The organism is Pseudoxanthomonas sp. SE1 (assembly GCF_029542205.1).
In the GTDB taxonomy this organism is placed as follows: Bacteria; Pseudomonadota; Gammaproteobacteria; order Xanthomonadales; family Xanthomonadaceae; genus Pseudoxanthomonas_A.
Window position 1 is genome coordinate 1,025,365 of sequence record NZ_CP113783.1, and the last position, 16,725, is coordinate 1,042,089.

Genomic DNA, 16,725 nt, shown 5'->3' on the forward strand with positions numbered 1-16,725 from the left:
GGGAAGCTCCGTGACGGGTCGCCGCACCTTAGCCGGCGCCGCCTGTCCGAAGGCTAACCGGCGAGTGCGGGATCCTGCTGGAATCGTTGCTTGCGTTCGGCCGTGTAGTGCCACCACGGCACCGGTCCGCTGCCTTCCATGAAGCGCACGGCGGCGATGAAGCAGTCGCAGAGGCAGGGATCGTGACGCTGGCCGGTGGTTTCGTTCACGCGCCGGTAGAGTGCGAAGGGATCCTGGCCGACAAGCCCCTGCGGCCGGGCGATGCCGATGCCACGCAGGTCGGCGGCGATGGACGGCCCGATATTGGGGATGTCCTCGAGTACGCGCGCGTCGTCGGCATGGCGTGCTTTCCTCGACGCAGGCTGGCGCGGGATGGGCGGCATGTCAGCCTGCGTCGCGACCGCGCTCCTTCAGCGATGCGATGAATTCGCCCATGTGCGGGCGCAATGGCGCGAACAGGTCGTCGGCGTCCTTGCGATGATCCAGCATCAGGCCGCTGAGCAGCTTGGTGCCGACGACCAGCGCAGCGCGCTCGTCGCCGCTGAGGCCGCGCTGGCGCTGGAGCTTTTCCAGGATGCGCATCCAGTCGTCGTGGCAGGCGTGTTCGAACTCGATGGTGCAACGGCCGTTGCATTGCAGGCCATCGTCTTCGATGGGGGTGACGGTGATGCGGTAGCGATGGGTGGTGTTGGGCATGGCGGCGGGCGCGGGAGCGCGGTGGGGACCAAGGCCAAGATAGGCCCGTGTGCGCAGTGGAACGAGGGCTGCTGTCGCGATGGACTGTTCTGCCGGTTCGTGTCGTTCAGTCAGCGCGGGCGTGTGTCCGCGGCGGCCTTGAACAGCGGCAGCGGATCGTAGGCGCCCTGTTCGCCATAGATGCCGTAGTGCAGGTGCGGCGGCGTGCCCTGCGCGTTGCCGGTGGTGCCGACGTAGCCCAGCACATCGCCGGGCTGGACGACGTGTCCGGTGGACAGATCGTCGGCCCAGCCGTCCAGGTGGGCGTAGTAGTGGCGTTCACGGCCGGGGCCGAGCACCCACACCTGCTTTCCGCCGAGTCCGCTGTCGCGAACCGACACCACCACGCCGCGCGTGGCGCTGACGATCGGCGTGCCACGCTTGGCGAAGATGTCCACGCCCTGGTGGGTACGGTCGCTGCCGCGCGGGGCGCCGAACGTGTCCGCGATCTGTCGTGCGCGCACGCCCTGCACGGGCACCGGGAGTTCGCTCGGCGGCGTTGCACGCGAGATGTCCCACAGCATGCGCGCCGACGCCATGAATGGCCGGCCCCACGCCCAGGCAAGCAGCACGGCCAGCGCCGCCAGCCACAGCAGCGACCAGGCGAGGCGGCGCAAACGGCGCGCGGTCGGTCGCATGGCGCCGGTCAGGGCAATGCGGGCGGCTGCGGCTGCGAGAGTTGGTGTTCGAGCTGTGCCTTCAGTGACGGATCGAGCTTCAGCTGCTTGGCCAGTTCATCCAGGTAGGCGCGCTCCATGAAGCTCTGATCGTCGGCGACCATCAGGCTGGCGAGATACATTTCGGAGGCGATTTCGGGCGTGCTGGCCGAACGCGCCACCTCGACCGGATCCAGTGGCTTCTCCAGTTCCGCATGCAGCCACTGCTGCAGTTCGCCGTCGTTGCTGATGCGGGCGAACTCGCCCTCGATCACCTGGCGTTCGCGCGCATCGATGTGGCCATCCGCCTTTGCTGCGGCAACCAGCGCCTTCAGGATGGCCTGGCTGTGCAGTTCGGCCTGCGGCGGAGGCAGGCGATCCACGGTCTGCGGGCCGGCGCCGGCGGCGAAGCCACCCTGTTGCTGCTTGTAGTCCCCGTAGGCCTTGTACGCCATCACACCGATGGCCGCCAGGCCGCCGTAGGTGGCCAGCTTGCGCGTGGTCTTGTTCTTTCCCAGCAACAGGCCGAGCGCGCCGCCGGTGATCGCACCCTTGCCGAAGTCGGCATTGAGCAGGCTGCCGCCGTTGGAGGATTTCAGCAGATGGTCGAGGAAGCCCTGGATCTTCATGCGTTGCGTACCGGGTTGGAGGAAGGACAGCAATAGAGCTGCGGGCGACGCCGGACGATCACAAGGGTGACCGATGGCACGCCGCGCCGTGGGCAAGCGGCGGCAGCTGTCGTGCCCGGCAGCGCGCCGTGCGATCGCCGCGCAGAGCGGCGGTACGTCCTGGGCGGGAGGCGCGCGCTGGATGATGTGCCGCAAAAGAAAACGGGACGGCATGGCCGTCCCGTTCGGGTGACACGAGGTGCGCAGCGATCAGGCTGCGGCGTCCTTCAGCTTCTTCAGCGGACGGACCTTGACCTTCACCGAGGCGGGCTTGGCAGCGAACCACTGCTCTTCCTTGGTGAACGGGTTGATGCCCTTGCGCTTCGGCTTGGCCGGCACGTTGACGGCGCTGATCTTCAGCAGGCCCGGCAGGGTGAAGGAGCCGGCGCCCTTCTTGTTGACGGAAGCGTGCACGGCGCTTTCCAGCGAGGCCAGCACGGCGCGGACGTCCTTGGCGGCGATGGCGGTCGCTTCGGCGATGTGGGCGACGAGGCCCGACTTGCTCAGCGCTTCCTTGATCGGCTTCGGCGCGGCCGGCTTGGCGGCGGCCTTCGGTGCAGCTTTCTTGGCGGCCTTCTTCGGCGCGGCCTTCTTGGTGCTCTTTGCCATGTGTCCTGTCTCTACTGTCGAGTGGTTGGGTAATCGGGCCGATCGCATCGGCAAGCGAAATGTAGGGCAAAGGAATCGCGCCGCCAAGGGCAGGAAGGCCCCAAAACAGCTTTTTCTTCGGTTTTTTTCGATTTTCTTCGATTCGGCGCTCGCCGCGCGTCGGAAATGGCCGTATGTGAGGAGCAAACCCGCCCGCCCGCGCGCGCCGGAAGCGGCATCCATCGCGTCCCGCCGCGACCGGATGCCGCACCGGAATGCCCTCATTCTTCTTCGTGCCTCGGCCTGTACGCGTCCACCAGCTTCTGCTGCACGCCGGGCGGCACGGGTTCGTAGTGGCTGAAATCCAGGCTGTAGCGGCCCTGGCCTGCGGTCATCGACTTGAGTTCGGCCGCATACCCTTCCAGTTCCGCCAGCGGCACCTGCGCTCTCACCACGATCTCGCCGCGCAGCACATCCGTGCCGTTGATGCGCGCCCGCTTGCCTGCCAGGCCACCGGTGACGTCGCCCACCTGCGCCTCGGGCACAGCGACTTCCAGGTCGACCACCGGTTCCAGTACCTGTGGCCGCGCCTTGGCGATGGCGTCGAGGAAGGCCTTCTTGCCTGCGGCAACGAAGGCGACTTCCTTGCTGTCCACCGCGTGGTGCTTGCCATCGTGGACGATCACCCGGATGTCCTGCAGCGGATAGCCGGCCAGCGCGCCGCTGCCCAGCACCTGGCGCACGCCTTTCTCCACGGCCGGCAGGAACTGTCCGGGAATGGTGCCGCCCTTGACCTCGTCGACGAACTCGAAGCCGCCGCCGCGCGGCAAGGGTTCGATGCGCAGGAAGACTTCGCCGAACTGCCCAGCGCCGCCGGTCTGCTTCTTGTGGCGATGATGGCCTTCGGCTTTCGCGCTGACCGTTTCGCGGTAGGCGATGCGCGGTGGGCGCGTCTTCACTTCCACGCCGTGGCGTTCCTTCAGGCGTTCCAGCATCACCCGCAGGTGCAGGTCGGACAGGCCGCGGATGACGGTCTCGTTCAACTCAGGCTGGTGTTCGACCACGAACGCGGGATCTTCCTCGGCCAGTTTCTGCAGCGCCACCGACAGCTTCTGCTCCTGGCCCTTGCTGGCGGCCTCGATGGCCAGGCCGAACATCGGCCTGGGGAAATCGATCGGTGCCAGCTGGATGTGGTCCTCGTCGTGGCTGTCGTGCAGCACCGCGTCGAAGTGCAGGTCGTCCACTTTCGCCACCGCGGCGATGTCGCCGGGAATGGCCTGGTCCACTTCCACGTGGTCCTTGCCCTTGAGCTTGAACAGATGCCCGACCTTGAACGGCTTCTTGCCGTCGTCGACGAACAACTGGGTGTCCTTCTTCAGCGTGCCCTGGTAGACGCGGAAGATGCCCAGCTTGCCGACGAAGGGGTCGTTGACGATCTTGAAGACATCCGCGATGACATGCGCGCGCGCGTCGGGGACGGCCTCGATGGGTTGCGGGCCGGTGCCGTTGAGCTTAACGAACGGAGGCGGATTGGCTTCGGCCGGATTCGGAAACAGACGCTCGGCCACGTCCAGCAGTTCCTTCACGCCCGCGCCGGTACGGGCGGACGCAAAGCACACCGGTACCAGGTGGCCTTCGCGCAGGCATTGTTCGAAGGCATCGTGCAGTTCCTCTCCGGACAGTCCGCCTTCGCCCAGGTCCAGGTAGTGCTCCATCACTGTCTCGTTGATCTCCACGACCTGGTCGATGATCCGCTGATGCCAGTCGGCGACGGGACCGAGGTCGGAGTCGCCATTGGCCTGGCCGAAGCAGTCGACCACTGCCTTGCCGCCGTCCGCCGGCAGGTTGAGCGGCAGCAGTTCGGGACCGAACTCCTCGCGCAGCGCGGCCAGCACGCCGGCGCAGTCGGCACCTTCGTGGTCGATCTTGTTGATGACGATGGCGCGACAGAGGTTGCGTTCGCGTGCGCGCTCCATCAGCCGCCGCGTGCCATGCGCGATGCCGGTATCGGCATCCACCACGACCAGTACGGTTTCCACGGCGGAGAATGCCGACAGGGCGGGCCCGCGGAACTCCGGGTAGCCGGGTGTGTCGATCAGGTTGACGTGCATGCCGCCGTGATCGGTGCTGGCGATGGCGGTGTCGATGGAATGCCCGCGCGCTTTCTCGATCGGGTCGTGGTCGGACACGGTGGTGCCGCGCTCGATGGTGCCTGCCACCTGGAGGGCGCCGCCGGCATGCAGCAGGGCTTCGAACAAGGTTGTTTTGCCGGCGCCGGGGTGGCCCGCCAGGGCCACGTTGCGGATCTGTTGTGTGCTGTACGACATGAGGCCGTTCCTCCCGAGGGTTGGGGTCGAAGGGCCGTCATGGCTGTCCGGGCTGAGCGCATCCCGTGAGCGGTGTCGCTCGGCGGGCGGTCATGGCGGGCGGTCAGCATCGGCGCGGCTGCCGGAGGGGTCAAGTCGCACTGCGGAACGCGGCGTGAACATCGGCGGGTGTACGCTGCGCGTCCCTTACCCGAGGAGTACGACCATGGCTTTGAAGCGTTATGCGGATGCGGTGTGGAATGGCGACCTGCAGTCCGGCAAAGGCAGCCTGAGCACGCCGCAGAGCGGGCTGTTCGAAGGCCAGAACTATTCCTTCAAGACGCGCTTCGGCGACGAGAAGGGCACCAATCCGGAGGAACTGCTGGCGGTCGCGCACGCGGGCTGCTTCAGCATGGCGCTGTCGGCGGTGTTGGGAAAGGCGGGCTTCACGCCGGACAAGATCCAGACCCGTGCCGAGGCGACGATGGAGCCGGGCATGGACCCGGGCCCCACCGTCACCGGCATCAAGCTGACCGTATCGGCCAGCGTGCCGGGCATCAGCGCCGCACAGTTCGAGGAGATCGCCCAGCAGGCGAAAGCGGGCTGCGTGATCTCGCGCGCGCTGTCGGTGCCGGTGTCGCTGGAGGCCACGCTGCTTTGACGGCCATGCGGGCCGCGCTGCTGGTGCATGGCGCCGGTGGCGGCGGCTGGGAATGGAACGTGTGGCGGGGCGTGTTCGAGGCGGTGCGCATCCGGGTGGAAGCGCCCGACCTCGAGCCCGTGCGCGGCGGACTGGCGGCGACCCGCCTGGAGGACTACCAGGCCCAGGTCTGCGCTGCGCTCGCGGACCTGCCCCGGCCACGCGTGCTGGTGGGTGCGAGCCTTGGTGGCCTGCTGGCCCTGGGCGCCGCCGCGGACGCGGATGCCGTGGTGCTGGTCAATCCGTTGCCGCCCGCACCGTGGCACGCCGGATTGCCCGTGCGCGACTGGCCCGACGTGGTGTCGTGGCGACGCGATGCCCGGCTTGCCGGCACCCGCAGGGCGTTGCCCGGGACGGACGAGGCAACGGCGCTGTTCGCCTTCCGGCATTGGCGCGACGAATCCGGCGCGGTCCTGCGCGAGGCGCAGGGCGGCGTCGCACGGGGGCGTCCCGCGTGCCCGACGTTGTGCGTGGTATCGCGACACGACGCTGACGTACCACCCGGGGTAACTCGGGCCATCGCGGATGCCTGGGGCGCCGAAACACTGCAAACGCTTTCGGGTTCGCACGTCGGGCCACTGCTCGGGCGTGAGGCTGCCGGCATCGCCGCGCAAGCTGTCGAATGGCTAAACCGGGCATCGCCCGCCGCCTGAGTTCAGCCATGTTTCACCCGGCGCGCCCGAGCATGCCGGCACGCCACTCCGGCGTGGGGAGTACCCGACATGAAGCGTCTATCCGCCGCCGTGCTGGCCATCGGCCTGCTGACCACGGGCATGGCGTCCGCGCAATCCTCGCGCTACTACGGCACCGAAGACCGTGACAGCGACCAGCCCTATTACGACTATGCCCGCGTAGTCCGGGTGGATCCGGTCATCGACAGCGGGTACCGAAGCAATGGCGGCGGAGAGCGGTGCTACTACCGCGATGCCGACGATGTCTACGCGCGCGACATCCCGCGTGACGATGTCTACGACAATGGCGATTACCGCGATGTGTACGAACAGGACCGCTACGGCGACCGGCGCTATCCCGCCGGTGGCAGCGAATCGGGCCGTACCGTGGCCACGGTGATCGGCGGCATTGCCGGTGCAGTGCTCGGCAGCAAGGTGGGCGATGGCAGTGGCCGCTACGTCGGCACCGCCGTCGGTTCGATGGTCGGCGGCATGGCGGGCCGTTCCATCTACGACAACGCGCAGCGCGGGCGCCAGGTACAGCGCGGCCGGGTGCGGGTCTGCGATCCGGTGCCGGTGAGCGACGGGCGCTACGGTGACGATTACTACGGTGGCGGACGCGTCAACGGTTACGACGTGACCTACGAGTACGCCAACCGCACCTACCGGACGCGTACGGACCATCATCCGGGCGACCGTATCCGCATCCGCGTGGATGTCCGCCCCGAATGATCGTGCGGAGGTGTCCGCTCCGCGGACATCTCGCCTGACAACGGATATCAGCCGGAAACCGAGGGGCCGAAAGGCCCCTCTTGTGTATCCGGGTTGCCGCAGTGCGCGCGAGACCGCATAGTCCGGCCGGTCACCAAACGGGGAGCGGGGCATGCGGCGTCTGGTATGGGGAATCGGGTGTGCGCTGGGGTTGGCAGGTGTCGCACAGGCGCAGGTGCAGGTATTGACGGCGACGCGCGTGCATACCTCCGATCCTGACCGTCCCGTCGCGGAGGCGCTGGCATGGGATGCCACGGGCCGCGTGCTGGCGGTCGGCGATGCGAAGACCTTGCTCGCGCGGTATCCCGATGCGAAGCGCATCGATGCGGCCGGCAAGACCGTCATCCCCGGCCTGATCGACGCCCATGGCCACGTGATGGGCCTGGGCTACGCGCTGATGCGTGTCGATCTGGTCGATGCCCGCGACAAGGCCGAGGTGATCGCCCGCCTGCGTGCGTACGAAAAGCAACTTCCACCGAATGCGTGGCTGCTCGGCAGCGGCTGGGACCAGAACGACTGGCCGGAGAAGGCATTTCCGACGGCCGCCGATCTGGATGCGGCCTTCCCTGAGCGTCCGGTCTGGCTTGAGCGCGTGGATGGCCATGCCGGCTGGGCGAACAGCGCGGCGCTGCGCGAGGCGGCAGAGAAGGCGGCGCGTCCGCTGGAAGGCGACTGGCAGCCCGATGGCGGGCGCATCGAGCGCATCGATGGCAAGCCGAGCGGGGTGTTCGTGGATGCCGCGATGTCGCTGGTCCATGCCGTCGTTCCCACGCCCGATGGCGCCTACCGCCGACAGGCTTTGGAGAAGGCGTTGCAGGCCGCAGTGCGCAATGGCCTGACCGGTGTGCACGACATGGGCGTGTCACGCGAGGATCTGGCGCTGATGGTGCAGTTCGCCGACGAACAGCGTCTGCCGCTGCGCATCGACGCGTATGCGGATGGCGACGGCGCCGCGCTTGCCGAGCTGTGCGCACGCGGTCTGTATGGCCATGCGGGTGGCCGACTGCAGATGCGCGGCGTGAAACTGTATGCCGACGGTGCGCTGGGCAGCCGTGGCGCTGCGTTGCTGGAGGACTACAGCGACGACCCCGGCAATCGCGGCCTGCTGGTGACCGAACCTGCCGCGCTGGAAGCCGCGATGCGCAAGGCGCAGGGTTGTGGCGTGCAGGTGGCCACGCATGCGATCGGGGATCGCGGCAACCGCCTGGTGCTGGATGCCTACCAGCGCGTGCTGGGCGACACGGCGAAGACGGACCATCGCTGGCGCATCGAGCATGCACAGGTCGTCGCGCCGGAGGAGTTCCCGCGCTTCGCCGAGCTTGGCGTGATCGCCTCGATGCAGCCAACGCACGCGACATCCGACATGCCGTGGGCGCAGGACCGGCTGGGGCCGGTGCGCATCGCGGGTGCCTATGCGTGGCAGCGCATGCAGGCCAGCGGCGTGAAGCTGGCGCTGGGTTCGGATTTTCCGGTGGAATCGGTCGATCCGCGGCGCGGCCTGCACGCGGCGGTGACGCGGCAGGACGCGCATGGTCATCCTGCAGAAGGCTGGAGGGCGGCCGAGCGCCTGAGCGCTGCGGAGGCGCTGCGGGGTTTCACCGCCGATGCGGCCTGGGCCGCGCATGACGAAGCGACGGTCGGCCGACTGGCGCCCGGCCTGCGTGCGGATTTCGTGATCCTCGACGAAGACCCGTTGGCGATTCCGGGCGAACAGCTCGACGACTTGCACGTCCGTTCGACGTGGGTCGATGGGAAACCGGTTTACGAGGTGGAGTAGCCGTTCCCTGTTGTGGGAGCGACGTCAGTCGCGATCGCTCCCCGTCATCTGTTGCTGCGGGAACGGTCGCAGACCGCGCTTTCGCGACTCACGTCGCTCCCACAGGAGGCGGGTTCCGCTACCAGTCGATCTGGCCGGTGACGATGGTGCGCACGTGGCCGCCGGACCAGACGTCACCAGCCTCGTCCACGCGCAACTGCAGGCGGGCGTCGTAGCCGACTTCACGGCCCTGGCTGACAATGTACCGTCCGTTGCGACCCGGCGATGCGTCGCGCGACTTCAGCCATGCGGCCAGCGTTGCATTGGCCGCACCGGACGCCGCATCCTCGAACGCGGCCGGCGCGCCGACAAAGGCGCGCACGGCAAGGTCGTAGCCCTGGCCGTGCGTGCGTGCGTAGGCGCAGACACCCATGCTGTCGGTGGCGGTTGCCAGTGCACTGATCGCGGCCCAGTCGGGCGCGGCGGCGCGCAGCGCGGCTTCGTCACGCACTTCGGTCAGCCACCAGCGGCGTCCACCATCGACCAGGGCGGGTGGCAATGCGCCCGCCGGCAGGTTCGCGATGGCGGCACGCAGCACATCGTCGCTGTGGGTGTCGCCCACCTTCACCACGTGGGCGCGCGGCGTGCGTACCGCGATGGTGCGGCCGGCAGCATCGTCTTCGACACGCAACGGCAGCAGGCCGGCCACGCCTTCCTGCACCAGCAGGCCATCGACGGGCACGGCCAGTCCGGCTTCGAGCACGACATGCGCCGTGCCCACACTGGGATGGCCGGCGAACGGCACTTCGCGGCGCGGACTGAACATGCGTACGGCGTAGCTGGCGCCCGGTTGCGTGGGCGCGAACACGAACGTCGTTTCCGGCAGGCGGGTCCAGCGGGCGATGGCCTGCATCGCCGTGTCGTCGAGGCCGGCGGCATCGAGCACGACGGCCAGGGGATTGCCGGCGCCAGGGCGGTCGGCGAACACGTCCAGCTGGACGTAACGGCGAGAAGTCATGTCGGGGTTTCGCGTGGGGGCCGCGCAGCTTACCAAGTCATCCGGCCGTCGATGACCAACTGCACCTGACCGCCGATCCAGACCTGACCCCCATCATCCACCTGCACCTGGATGCGGCCGTCACGACCCAGCTCGCGGCCCTGGCTGACGATGTAGCGTCCGCCGCTGCCGGGCAGTGTGCCGGCAGCGTGAAGGGCCGCGGCGATGCAGGCGTTGACGCTGCCGGTGACCGGGTCTTCCGGAATGTTGTCGGCAGGGCAGAACGCGCGCACGGCGAGGTGGTGGTCGCTGCCTGGCGGTGTCCGGCCGAACACGCACAGACCCACTGCCCCCGTGGCCGTGGTCAACGCAGCGATGGTGGCGAGATCGGGCGCCAGGTGTCGCACGGCTGCAGCGTCCTCCAGTTCCACGAGCCACCAGGAAGGTCCGTTGTCCCATAGCGCGGGACGGAGGCCGGCGATCGGGAGTGATGAAAGGACGGCATCCAGGGCGGGTAGCGGCGGCGTCTCGACCAGGTGCGCCTGCGGTGTCCTCAGTTGAATCGTGAGTTGAGGACCAGTGCTGTCGGTCCGTATGGGCAACAGACCGGCGGCGCATTCCTGCACCAGGCGGTCGGATGCGGCGACCAGACCAGCCTGCAGCGCGACCCAGGCCGCGCCCACACTGGGATGCCCGGCGAACGGGAGTTCCTGCCGGGGGGTGAAGATGCGGATGCGGTAACTGGCGTCGGGCGTTGTCGGCGGGAGGAAGAAGATGGTCTCGGACAGGTTCGTCCAGGCGGCGAACGCCTGCATGCGGGCGGTATCCCAGCCGGCCGCATCCAGCACGACGCCCAGCGGGTTGCCAGCGCCCGGCCGGTCGGCGAACACGTCGACCTGCAGGTAGCGATGTGACGTTCGTTGCATGCGGTACGGTCCGGTCGGCTGCGTGGGGTTCGGCTAGAATCGCGGGCTCACGCCCGAAGGGTTCGGGCATTCGTCCCCATTCTATCCATGCCCTCTGCCATCCCCGCGTCTGATCGTTGGATTGTTCTCAAGTTTGGCGGCACCTCGGTGTCGCGTCGCCACCGCTGGAACACGATTGGCACGCTGGCGAAAAAACGCGCGGAAGAGGGTGATGCCCGCATCCTGGTGGTGGTGTCGGCCTTGTCGGGCGTCACCAACGAACTGACCGCGATCGCCGACGGGGCGATGGACAGTGCGGAGCGCGTGGCAAAGCTGGAACAGCGCCACCGAGAGTTCGTCGCCGAAATGGAACTCGACGCGGACAACGTGCTGGGCGAGCGCCTCGCGGCGTTGCGCAACCTGTTGGCCGATCCGCGCGCGGCCAGCCGCACGCTGGACTGGCAAGCCGAGATACTGGGGCAGGGCGAACTGCTGTCCTCCACGCTGGGCGTGGCCTACCTGCGCGCGCAAGGCCTGGACTTCGGCTGGGTCGATGCGCGGCACTGGCTGCAGGCCAACTTCCTGCCCAACCAGAGCCCGTGGGCACAGCGGCTGTCGGTGTCGTGCAACACCGCGCCCGACCAGGACTGGCGCCGCGCGTTCGCCGGGCAGTCCAGCCGCATGCTGCTGACGCAGGGCTTCATCTCGCGGCATGCCGATGGCGGTACCGCCATCCTTGGCCGTGGGGGCTCGGACACGTCGGCGGCGTACTTCGGTGCACTGCTCGGCGCGCAGCGGGTGGAGATCTGGACTGATGTGCCGGGCATGTTCAGTGCCAATCCGCGCGAAGTGCCCGATGCGCGCCTGCTGACGCGGCTGGACTACTACGAGGCGCAGGAAATCGCGACCACCGGCGCCAAGGTGCTGCACCCGCGCTCGATCAAGCCGTGCCGCGATGCCGGCGTGGCGATGGCGATCCTGGATACCGAACGCCCCGACCTTCCCGGCACCACCATCGACGGAAGCGCCATCACGGTGCCCGGCGTGAAAGCGGTCAGCCGCCGCAACGGCATCGTACTGGTGTCGATGGAAGGCATCGGCATGTGGCAGCAGGTAGGCTTCCTGGCAGACGTGTTCGCGCGCTTCAAGAAGCATGGCTTGTCGGTGGACCTGATCGGTTCGTCGGAGACCAACGTCACCGTGTCGCTCGATCCGAGCGAGAACCTGGTCAACACCGACGTGCTGGCCGCGCTGTCGGCCGACCTGGCCGAGATCTGCCGGGTGAAGGTGATCGCACCGTGCACGGCGATCACTCTGGTGGGCCGTGGCATGCGGTCGCTGCTGCACAAGCTGTCGGACGTGTGGGCGATGTTCGGCCGCGAACGCGTGCATCTGATCTCGCAGTCGTCGAACGACCTCAACCTGACGTTCGTGATCGACGAAGCCGACGCCGAAGGTTTGTTGCCCGTACTGCACGAGGCGTTGATCGACAGCGGCGCGATGCCCGTCGATGAAGGCAGCGTATTCGGGCCGAGCTGGCGCGAGATCAACGGCGCCGTCCGCCACCGCGGCGTGCGCTGGTGGAGCGCGCCGGCCGCGCGTGAGCACTTGCTGTCGCTGGCGCAGGCCGGCACGCCGCGCTACGCCTACAACCTCGACATCGTGCGCGCCCGCGCCCGCGCGCTGGCCGGCATCGCGGCGGTCGATCGTCGCTTCTTCGCGATCAAGGCGAATTCGCATCCGGCCATCCTGCGCACGCTGGTGGAAGAAGGCTTCGGCCTGGAATGCGTGTCGCGTGGCGAACTGGAGCGCGTGTTCGACGTGGCGCCATCGCTGCCGATGGACCGCGTGCTGTTCACCCCGAGCTTCGCACCGCGCGCCGAGTACGCCTTCGCGCTGGAACGCGGCATCAACGTCACCTTGGACAATGTCGAAGCGCTGGAACAATGGCCGGAGGTCTTCCGTGGCCGCCGCCTGTGGTTGCGCGTGGACCTGGGCCGCGGCGACGGCCACCACGACAAGGTGAAGACTGGCGGCAAGACTTCGAAGTTCGGCCTGCCACTGGCCAAGCTGGAAACGTTCCTCACGGCCGCGCGTGCGCTGGATGTGCGCATCACCGGCCTGCATGCGCACCTCGGCAGTGGCGTGGAAAGCCCCCAGCATTGGAACCAGATCGCCGACGAGCTCGGTGGGCTGGCGGACCAGATCGGTACCATCGAGACCATCGACATCGGCGGTGGCCTGCCGATTCCCTATGCCGAGGGCGACGAGCCGTTCGATCTGGCCGCGTGGGGTGAGGGTCTCTCGGCGATCAAGGCGGCTTATCCCGCCTACCAGCTGGTGATCGAACCGGGGCGCTACCTCGTGGCCGAGGCCGGCGTGTTGCTTGCGCAGGTGACGCAGGTCGTCGAGAAGCTGGGTATCCGGCGCGTCGGCAGCGATGCCGGCATGCACACGTTGATACGCCCTGCGCTGTACGACGCCTGGCACGACGTGGCCAACCTGTCGCGCCTGGACGACCCGGAGCAGGAGCCATTCGACGTGGTCGGTCCGATCTGCGAGTCGAGCGACATCTTCGGCAAGCGCCGCAAGCTGTCATCGGCGACGGCGGAAGGCGACGTGCTGCTGTTCTCCGATGCGGGCGCCTACGGCTACGTGATGGCCAGCCACTACAACCTGCGTGGGCTGCCGGCGGAAGACGTGATCGAAGGAGTCCCCGGCGATGTCGCCGCAGGCTGAGTTCATCGTATCCAGCCTGCTGGCCGCCGCAGCACTGACAGTCGCGGCCGTGGTGCTGATGGATGCGGACCGTCGCACGCCCGGCATGGCGGAGGTGGCATCCGCATTGCGCTTCTTGCCGGCCTCGGTGCTGGCAGCCGGGCTGGGCGCATGGTCCGTCACCCGCTGGCACAGGCATGCCAGCGCTGCGGGACGTCGATGGAAGGCCGGCGGCATGACGCTGCGCATGCTGTTGGTGGTCTTCCTGCTGTTCCCGCTCGCCATTGCGGCATGGGCGGTGGTGGCCACCGGCATCGACCAGCTGGTGGCCAGTCGACCGGCAGGATCTGCGGACGCGCTGGCCTGGTTGCCGGTCATCGTGTTCTACGCTTCCCTGGCGGCGGTGCTGTTCGGCGCCGCGCCGCTTTTTGCCATTGAATACTTCGCCTGCCGCCGCTACCTGCGCCGCCAGGCCGCTCCTTTGACGGATCACGCATGACGACTTTCGACAAATCCAGCATCCGCACCTTCCGTTTCGTCCGCTGCTCCTTCGAGGCACAGACCGGGATCGCGCGGCTGGTCTACGCCTTCGACGAAGGCCCGGAGCTGACCGAGACGGTGACGATCCCGGGCGCGCCGTTCGCGCTGGACGCGACACGTGCACAGGCAGTCGAACAGGCGGTGCGCCTGCTGCACCTGATCACTGGCGTCAGCTACTACAAGGCGGCGGTGCCGAACGAGATCCGCATCGACGGCTATGCCATCGACGCCGCCACTGCGGTGCTGATGGAGCAGGTGTATGTCCACGGCCTGGGCGAGTTCGCCTACCGCAACGGCCTGAGCCTGCATGGGCGCGTCCGCTTCCCGGTCGCTGCGCAGGCACCGGCACCCGCGCCGGTGGCGGCGCTGCGCGAACATGCGCTGGTCGCCATTGGCGGCGGCAAGGATTCGCTGGTCAGCATCGAGGCGCTGCGTGGCGCCGGCATCGACCAGACCGTCACCTGGATCGGCGGCTCGCAGTTGATTGCGGCCTGCGCCGCACGCACCGGGCTGCCGACGCTCAATATCGGACGTGCGCTGGCGCCGGAGCTGTTCGACTACAACCGCCAGGGCGCGTGGAACGGACATATCCCGGTCACGGCGATCAATTCCGCCATCATGGTGCTGGCCGCGCTGTTGCACGGCGTGGACCAGGTGGTGTTCTCCAACGAGCGCTCGGCCAGCTACGGCAGCATGATCCCCGGCACCGGCGAAGTGAACCACCAGTGGTCGAAGGGGTGGGCGTTCGAGCAGGCGTTCGGCGCCTACGTGCAGTCGTACGTGGCGGCCGACCTGCATTACTACTCGCTGCTGCGGCCCATGTCGGAACTGGCGGTGGCGCGGCAGTTCGCGCGTACCGACCACTACGATGCGCATTTTTCCAGCTGCAATCGCAACTTCCACCTGCTCGGCGAGCGCCCTACCAACCGCTGGTGCGGCGTTTGCCCGAAGTGCCACTTCGTGTTCCTTGCGCTGGCGCCGTTCATGCCCAAGCCTCGGCTGGTCGGCATCTTCGGCCGCAACCTGCTCGACGACGCGAACCAGACCGCAGGCTTCGACGCGCTGCTCGAGTACCAGGACCACAAGCCGTTCGAGTGCGTCGGTGAAGGCCAGGAATCGCGCGCGGCGATGGCCACGCTGGGCGATCGGCCGGAATGGCGGGAGGACGCGATCGTGGCGCGCTTCAATCATGAGATCCGCCCGCAGCTCGATGCCGGGGACCTGGCGGTGGCGCCCTTGCTGGAGATCGGCGGCGAACACCGCATCCCGGCTGCGCTGTGGGAGCGCCTGCGTGCGAATTTCGCAGCTTGACGGTCGACGTGTTGCGCTGTGGGGCTGGGGGCGCGAGGGTCGCGCCGCTCACCACGCCGTACGGTCGCGGTTGCCGTCGCTGCCATTGACGCTGTTCTGCAGCGATGCGGAAGCGGTCGAGGCCGCCGCGCTGGGCGATGCGCATCTGTCCATCGAAACGCAGCCGACGGCGGAGCGGCTGTCGGCCTTCGGGATCGTCATCAAGTCTCCGGGCATCAGCCCCAACACCCCGACGGCGCTTTCGGCGTCGTCGTCGGGGACGCGCTTCATCGGCGGCACCGGCCTGTGGTTCGGCGAACACGCGGGCGACGACGGTGTGGTCGCGCACACGTTCTGCGTTACCGGGACCAAGGGCAAGAGCACGACCACCTCGCTGCTCGCGCATCTGCTGCGCGCAGCGGGAAGGCGCACGGTGCTGGCGGGCAACATCGGCCTGCCGATGCTGGAGGTGCTGGATCCACAACCGGCGCCGGACGAGTGGGCCATCGAGCTGTCCAGTTACCAGACCGGCGATGTCGCGGACAGCGGTGCACGCCCGGACGTGGCGATCGTGCTGAACCTGTTCCCCGAGCACCTGGACTGGCACGGCAGCGAGGCGCGCTACATCGAGGACAAGCTGAAGCTCGTCACCGCGGCGCAGCCCCGCATCGCCGTGCTCAATGTGGCCGATCCGCGCCTGGCCGCGCTCGAGCTGCCACGCAGCGAGGTGCGCTGGTTCAACCATGCCGATGGCTGGCACCTGCGCGAGGACGATCTGTACCGCGGCGATGTGTTCGTTATGGATACCCGGCCGCTGCCGCTGCCGGGGCGCCACAACCGCAGCAACCTGTGCGCGGTGCTGACGGCACTGGAGGCGCGCGGCATCGACGCGTTGCCGCTGGCCGCGCATGCGCAATCGTTCCGTCCGTTACCCAACCGCCTGCAGGCGATGGGCACACGGGACGGCATCACCTGGGTCAACGATTCGATCAGCACCACGCCGCACGCCACGGTCGCCGCGCTCGAGTGTTTCACGGGACGCCGCATCGCGCTGCTGGTCGGCGGGCATGACCGGGGCGTGGACTGGTCCGATTTCGCGGCGCACATGCGCCATGAAGCGCCGGCCACCATCATCACGATGGGAGCCAACGGTCCGCGCATCCACGCGTTGCTCGCTCCTGTGGCGCGCGAGGCGGGATTCAGGCTGATTGGCGTCGAGACACTGCCGGAGGCGATGGCGGCCGCACGCGAGGCGCTTGGTGATGACGGGGTGGTGCTGCTGTCGCCCGGCGCACCGAGCTTCGGGCAATACCGGGACTACGTGGCACGCGGCCGCCACTTCGCGGAACTCGCCGGATTCGATCCGGACGCCATCACCGCCATCCCGGGTCTCGGATCGGGCTGAGCCCGCACGGACCGTCGAT

At 68.2% G+C, this 16,725-nt stretch carries 16 protein-coding genes; 8 read left to right on the forward strand and 8 right to left on the reverse strand.

Annotation, left to right across the window (positions count from 1 at the left end; all coding sequences use genetic code 11):
- Positions 1 to 53: 53 nt before the first annotated feature.
- From OY559_RS04680 to fusA, 6 genes are all read right to left on the reverse strand, one after another.
- Positions 54 to 383: a helix-hairpin-helix domain-containing protein gene (locus tag OY559_RS04680; protein ID WP_277728931.1), complete on the reverse strand. Its 330-nt coding sequence runs from the start codon at positions 381 to 383 to the stop codon at positions 54 to 56.
- Position 384: 1 nt separating this feature from the next.
- Complete coding sequence (locus tag OY559_RS04685; RefSeq protein WP_277728932.1) at positions 385 to 696, reverse strand: DUF3861 domain-containing protein; 312 nt, start codon at positions 694 to 696, stop codon at positions 385 to 387.
- A gap of 110 nt (positions 697 to 806) precedes the next feature.
- Complete coding sequence (locus OY559_RS04690) at positions 807 to 1,373, reverse strand: M23 family metallopeptidase (protein ID WP_277728933.1); 567 nt, start codon at positions 1,371 to 1,373, stop codon at positions 807 to 809.
- A gap of 8 nt (positions 1,374 to 1,381) precedes the next feature.
- The gene (locus OY559_RS04695; protein WP_277728934.1) at positions 1,382 to 2,020 is read right to left on the reverse strand and encodes a tellurite resistance TerB family protein; all 639 of its coding nucleotides are present in this window, start codon (positions 2,018 to 2,020) and stop codon (positions 1,382 to 1,384) included.
- A 249-nt stretch (positions 2,021 to 2,269) separates the two neighbouring features.
- Positions 2,270 to 2,668, reverse strand: coding sequence for an HU family DNA-binding protein (locus OY559_RS04700; RefSeq protein ID WP_142123653.1), 399 nt, complete (start codon positions 2,666 to 2,668; stop codon positions 2,270 to 2,272).
- A 260-nt stretch (positions 2,669 to 2,928) separates the two neighbouring features.
- Complete coding sequence (gene fusA / locus OY559_RS04705; RefSeq protein ID WP_277728935.1) at positions 2,929 to 4,974, reverse strand: elongation factor G; 2,046 nt, start codon at positions 4,972 to 4,974, stop codon at positions 2,929 to 2,931.
- 205 nt (positions 4,975 to 5,179) lie between these two features.
- Between fusA and OY559_RS04710 the strand changes: the two genes are divergently transcribed.
- From OY559_RS04710 to OY559_RS04725, 4 genes are all read left to right on the forward strand, one after another.
- Positions 5,180 to 5,614 (forward strand): OsmC family protein, encoded by a 435-nt coding sequence (locus OY559_RS04710; RefSeq protein ID WP_277728936.1) that lies wholly within the window; start codon positions 5,180 to 5,182, stop codon positions 5,612 to 5,614.
- A gap of 5 nt (positions 5,615 to 5,619) precedes the next feature.
- Positions 5,620 to 6,306, forward strand: a complete 687-nt coding sequence (locus OY559_RS04715; protein WP_277728937.1) for an alpha/beta fold hydrolase — start codon at positions 5,620 to 5,622, stop codon at positions 6,304 to 6,306.
- A gap of 69 nt (positions 6,307 to 6,375) precedes the next feature.
- Positions 6,376 to 7,056 carry a glycine zipper 2TM domain-containing protein gene (locus OY559_RS04720; RefSeq protein ID WP_277728938.1) on the forward strand — a complete coding sequence of 227 codons (681 nt, stop codon included), beginning with the start codon at positions 6,376 to 6,378 and terminating at the stop codon, positions 7,054 to 7,056.
- A 151-nt stretch (positions 7,057 to 7,207) separates the two neighbouring features.
- Positions 7,208 to 8,872, forward strand: a complete 1,665-nt coding sequence (locus tag OY559_RS04725) for an amidohydrolase (protein ID WP_277728939.1) — start codon at positions 7,208 to 7,210, stop codon at positions 8,870 to 8,872.
- 118 nt (positions 8,873 to 8,990) lie between these two features.
- Here OY559_RS04725 and OY559_RS04730 read toward each other — a convergent pair whose 3' ends face one another.
- Together OY559_RS04730 and OY559_RS04735 are read right to left on the reverse strand one after the other, a co-directional pair.
- Positions 8,991 to 9,869: a PhzF family protein gene (locus OY559_RS04730; protein ID WP_277728940.1), complete on the reverse strand. Its 879-nt coding sequence runs from the start codon at positions 9,867 to 9,869 to the stop codon at positions 8,991 to 8,993.
- A gap of 29 nt (positions 9,870 to 9,898) precedes the next feature.
- Complete coding sequence (locus OY559_RS04735; RefSeq protein WP_277728941.1) at positions 9,899 to 10,774, reverse strand: PhzF family protein; 876 nt, start codon at positions 10,772 to 10,774, stop codon at positions 9,899 to 9,901.
- 87 nt (positions 10,775 to 10,861) lie between these two features.
- Between OY559_RS04735 and OY559_RS04740 the strand changes: the two genes are divergently transcribed.
- From OY559_RS04740 to murD, 4 genes are read left to right on the forward strand one after another with little or no spacing between them, the layout of a single operon-like run.
- Positions 10,862 to 13,492: a bifunctional aspartate kinase/diaminopimelate decarboxylase gene (locus OY559_RS04740; protein WP_277728942.1), complete on the forward strand. Its 2,631-nt coding sequence runs from the start codon at positions 10,862 to 10,864 to the stop codon at positions 13,490 to 13,492.
- Positions 13,476 to 13,970, forward strand: a complete 495-nt coding sequence (locus OY559_RS04745) for a hypothetical protein (RefSeq protein ID WP_277728943.1) — start codon at positions 13,476 to 13,478, stop codon at positions 13,968 to 13,970. The genes OY559_RS04740 and OY559_RS04745 overlap by 17 nt, the downstream gene beginning before the upstream one ends.
- Positions 13,967 to 15,322 (forward strand): UDP-N-acetyl-alpha-D-muramoyl-L-alanyl-L-glutamate epimerase, encoded by a 1,356-nt coding sequence (gene murL / locus OY559_RS04750; RefSeq protein WP_277728944.1) that lies wholly within the window; start codon positions 13,967 to 13,969, stop codon positions 15,320 to 15,322. The genes OY559_RS04745 and murL overlap by 4 nt, the downstream gene beginning before the upstream one ends.
- Positions 15,303 to 16,706 (forward strand): UDP-N-acetylmuramoyl-L-alanine--D-glutamate ligase, encoded by a 1,404-nt coding sequence (gene murD / locus OY559_RS04755; protein WP_277728945.1) that lies wholly within the window; start codon positions 15,303 to 15,305, stop codon positions 16,704 to 16,706. Before murL ends, murD begins: the two co-directional genes overlap by 20 nt.
- Positions 16,707 to 16,725 lie beyond the last annotated feature (19 nt).

Excerpts from the sequence above, each read along its gene's own strand:
- fusA (WP_277728935.1), bottom strand. The coding sequence starts at position 4,974 with ATGTCGTACAGCACACAACAGATCCGCAACGTGGCCCTGGCGGGCCAC.
- OY559_RS04710 (WP_277728936.1), top strand. The coding sequence starts at position 5,180 with ATGGCTTTGAAGCGTTATGCGGATGCGGTGTGGAATGGCGACCTGCAG.
- OY559_RS04725 (WP_277728939.1), top strand. The coding sequence starts at position 7,208 with ATGCGGCGTCTGGTATGGGGAATCGGGTGTGCGCTGGGGTTGGCAGGT.
- OY559_RS04690 (WP_277728933.1), bottom strand. The coding sequence starts at position 1,373 with ATGCGACCGACCGCGCGCCGTTTGCGCCGCCTCGCCTGGTCGCTGCTG.
- OY559_RS04700 (WP_142123653.1), bottom strand. The coding sequence starts at position 2,668 with ATGGCAAAGAGCACCAAGAAGGCCGCGCCGAAGAAGGCCGCCAAGAAA.
- OY559_RS04715 (WP_277728937.1), top strand. The coding sequence starts at position 5,620 with ATGCGGGCCGCGCTGCTGGTGCATGGCGCCGGTGGCGGCGGCTGGGAA.
- OY559_RS04680 (WP_277728931.1), bottom strand. The coding sequence starts at position 383 with ATGCCGCCCATCCCGCGCCAGCCTGCGTCGAGGAAAGCACGCCATGCC.
- OY559_RS04740 (WP_277728942.1), top strand. The coding sequence starts at position 10,862 with ATGCCCTCTGCCATCCCCGCGTCTGATCGTTGGATTGTTCTCAAGTTT.
- OY559_RS04730 (WP_277728940.1), bottom strand. The coding sequence starts at position 9,869 with ATGACTTCTCGCCGTTACGTCCAGCTGGACGTGTTCGCCGACCGCCCT.
- OY559_RS04720 (WP_277728938.1), top strand. The coding sequence starts at position 6,376 with ATGAAGCGTCTATCCGCCGCCGTGCTGGCCATCGGCCTGCTGACCACG.
- OY559_RS04685 (WP_277728932.1), bottom strand. The coding sequence starts at position 696 with ATGCCCAACACCACCCATCGCTACCGCATCACCGTCACCCCCATCGAA.
- OY559_RS04695 (WP_277728934.1), bottom strand. The coding sequence starts at position 2,020 with ATGAAGATCCAGGGCTTCCTCGACCATCTGCTGAAATCCTCCAACGGC.
- murL (WP_277728944.1), top strand. The coding sequence starts at position 13,967 with ATGACGACTTTCGACAAATCCAGCATCCGCACCTTCCGTTTCGTCCGC.
- OY559_RS04735 (WP_277728941.1), bottom strand. The coding sequence starts at position 10,774 with ATGCAACGAACGTCACATCGCTACCTGCAGGTCGACGTGTTCGCCGAC.
- OY559_RS04745 (WP_277728943.1), top strand. The coding sequence starts at position 13,476 with ATGTCGCCGCAGGCTGAGTTCATCGTATCCAGCCTGCTGGCCGCCGCA.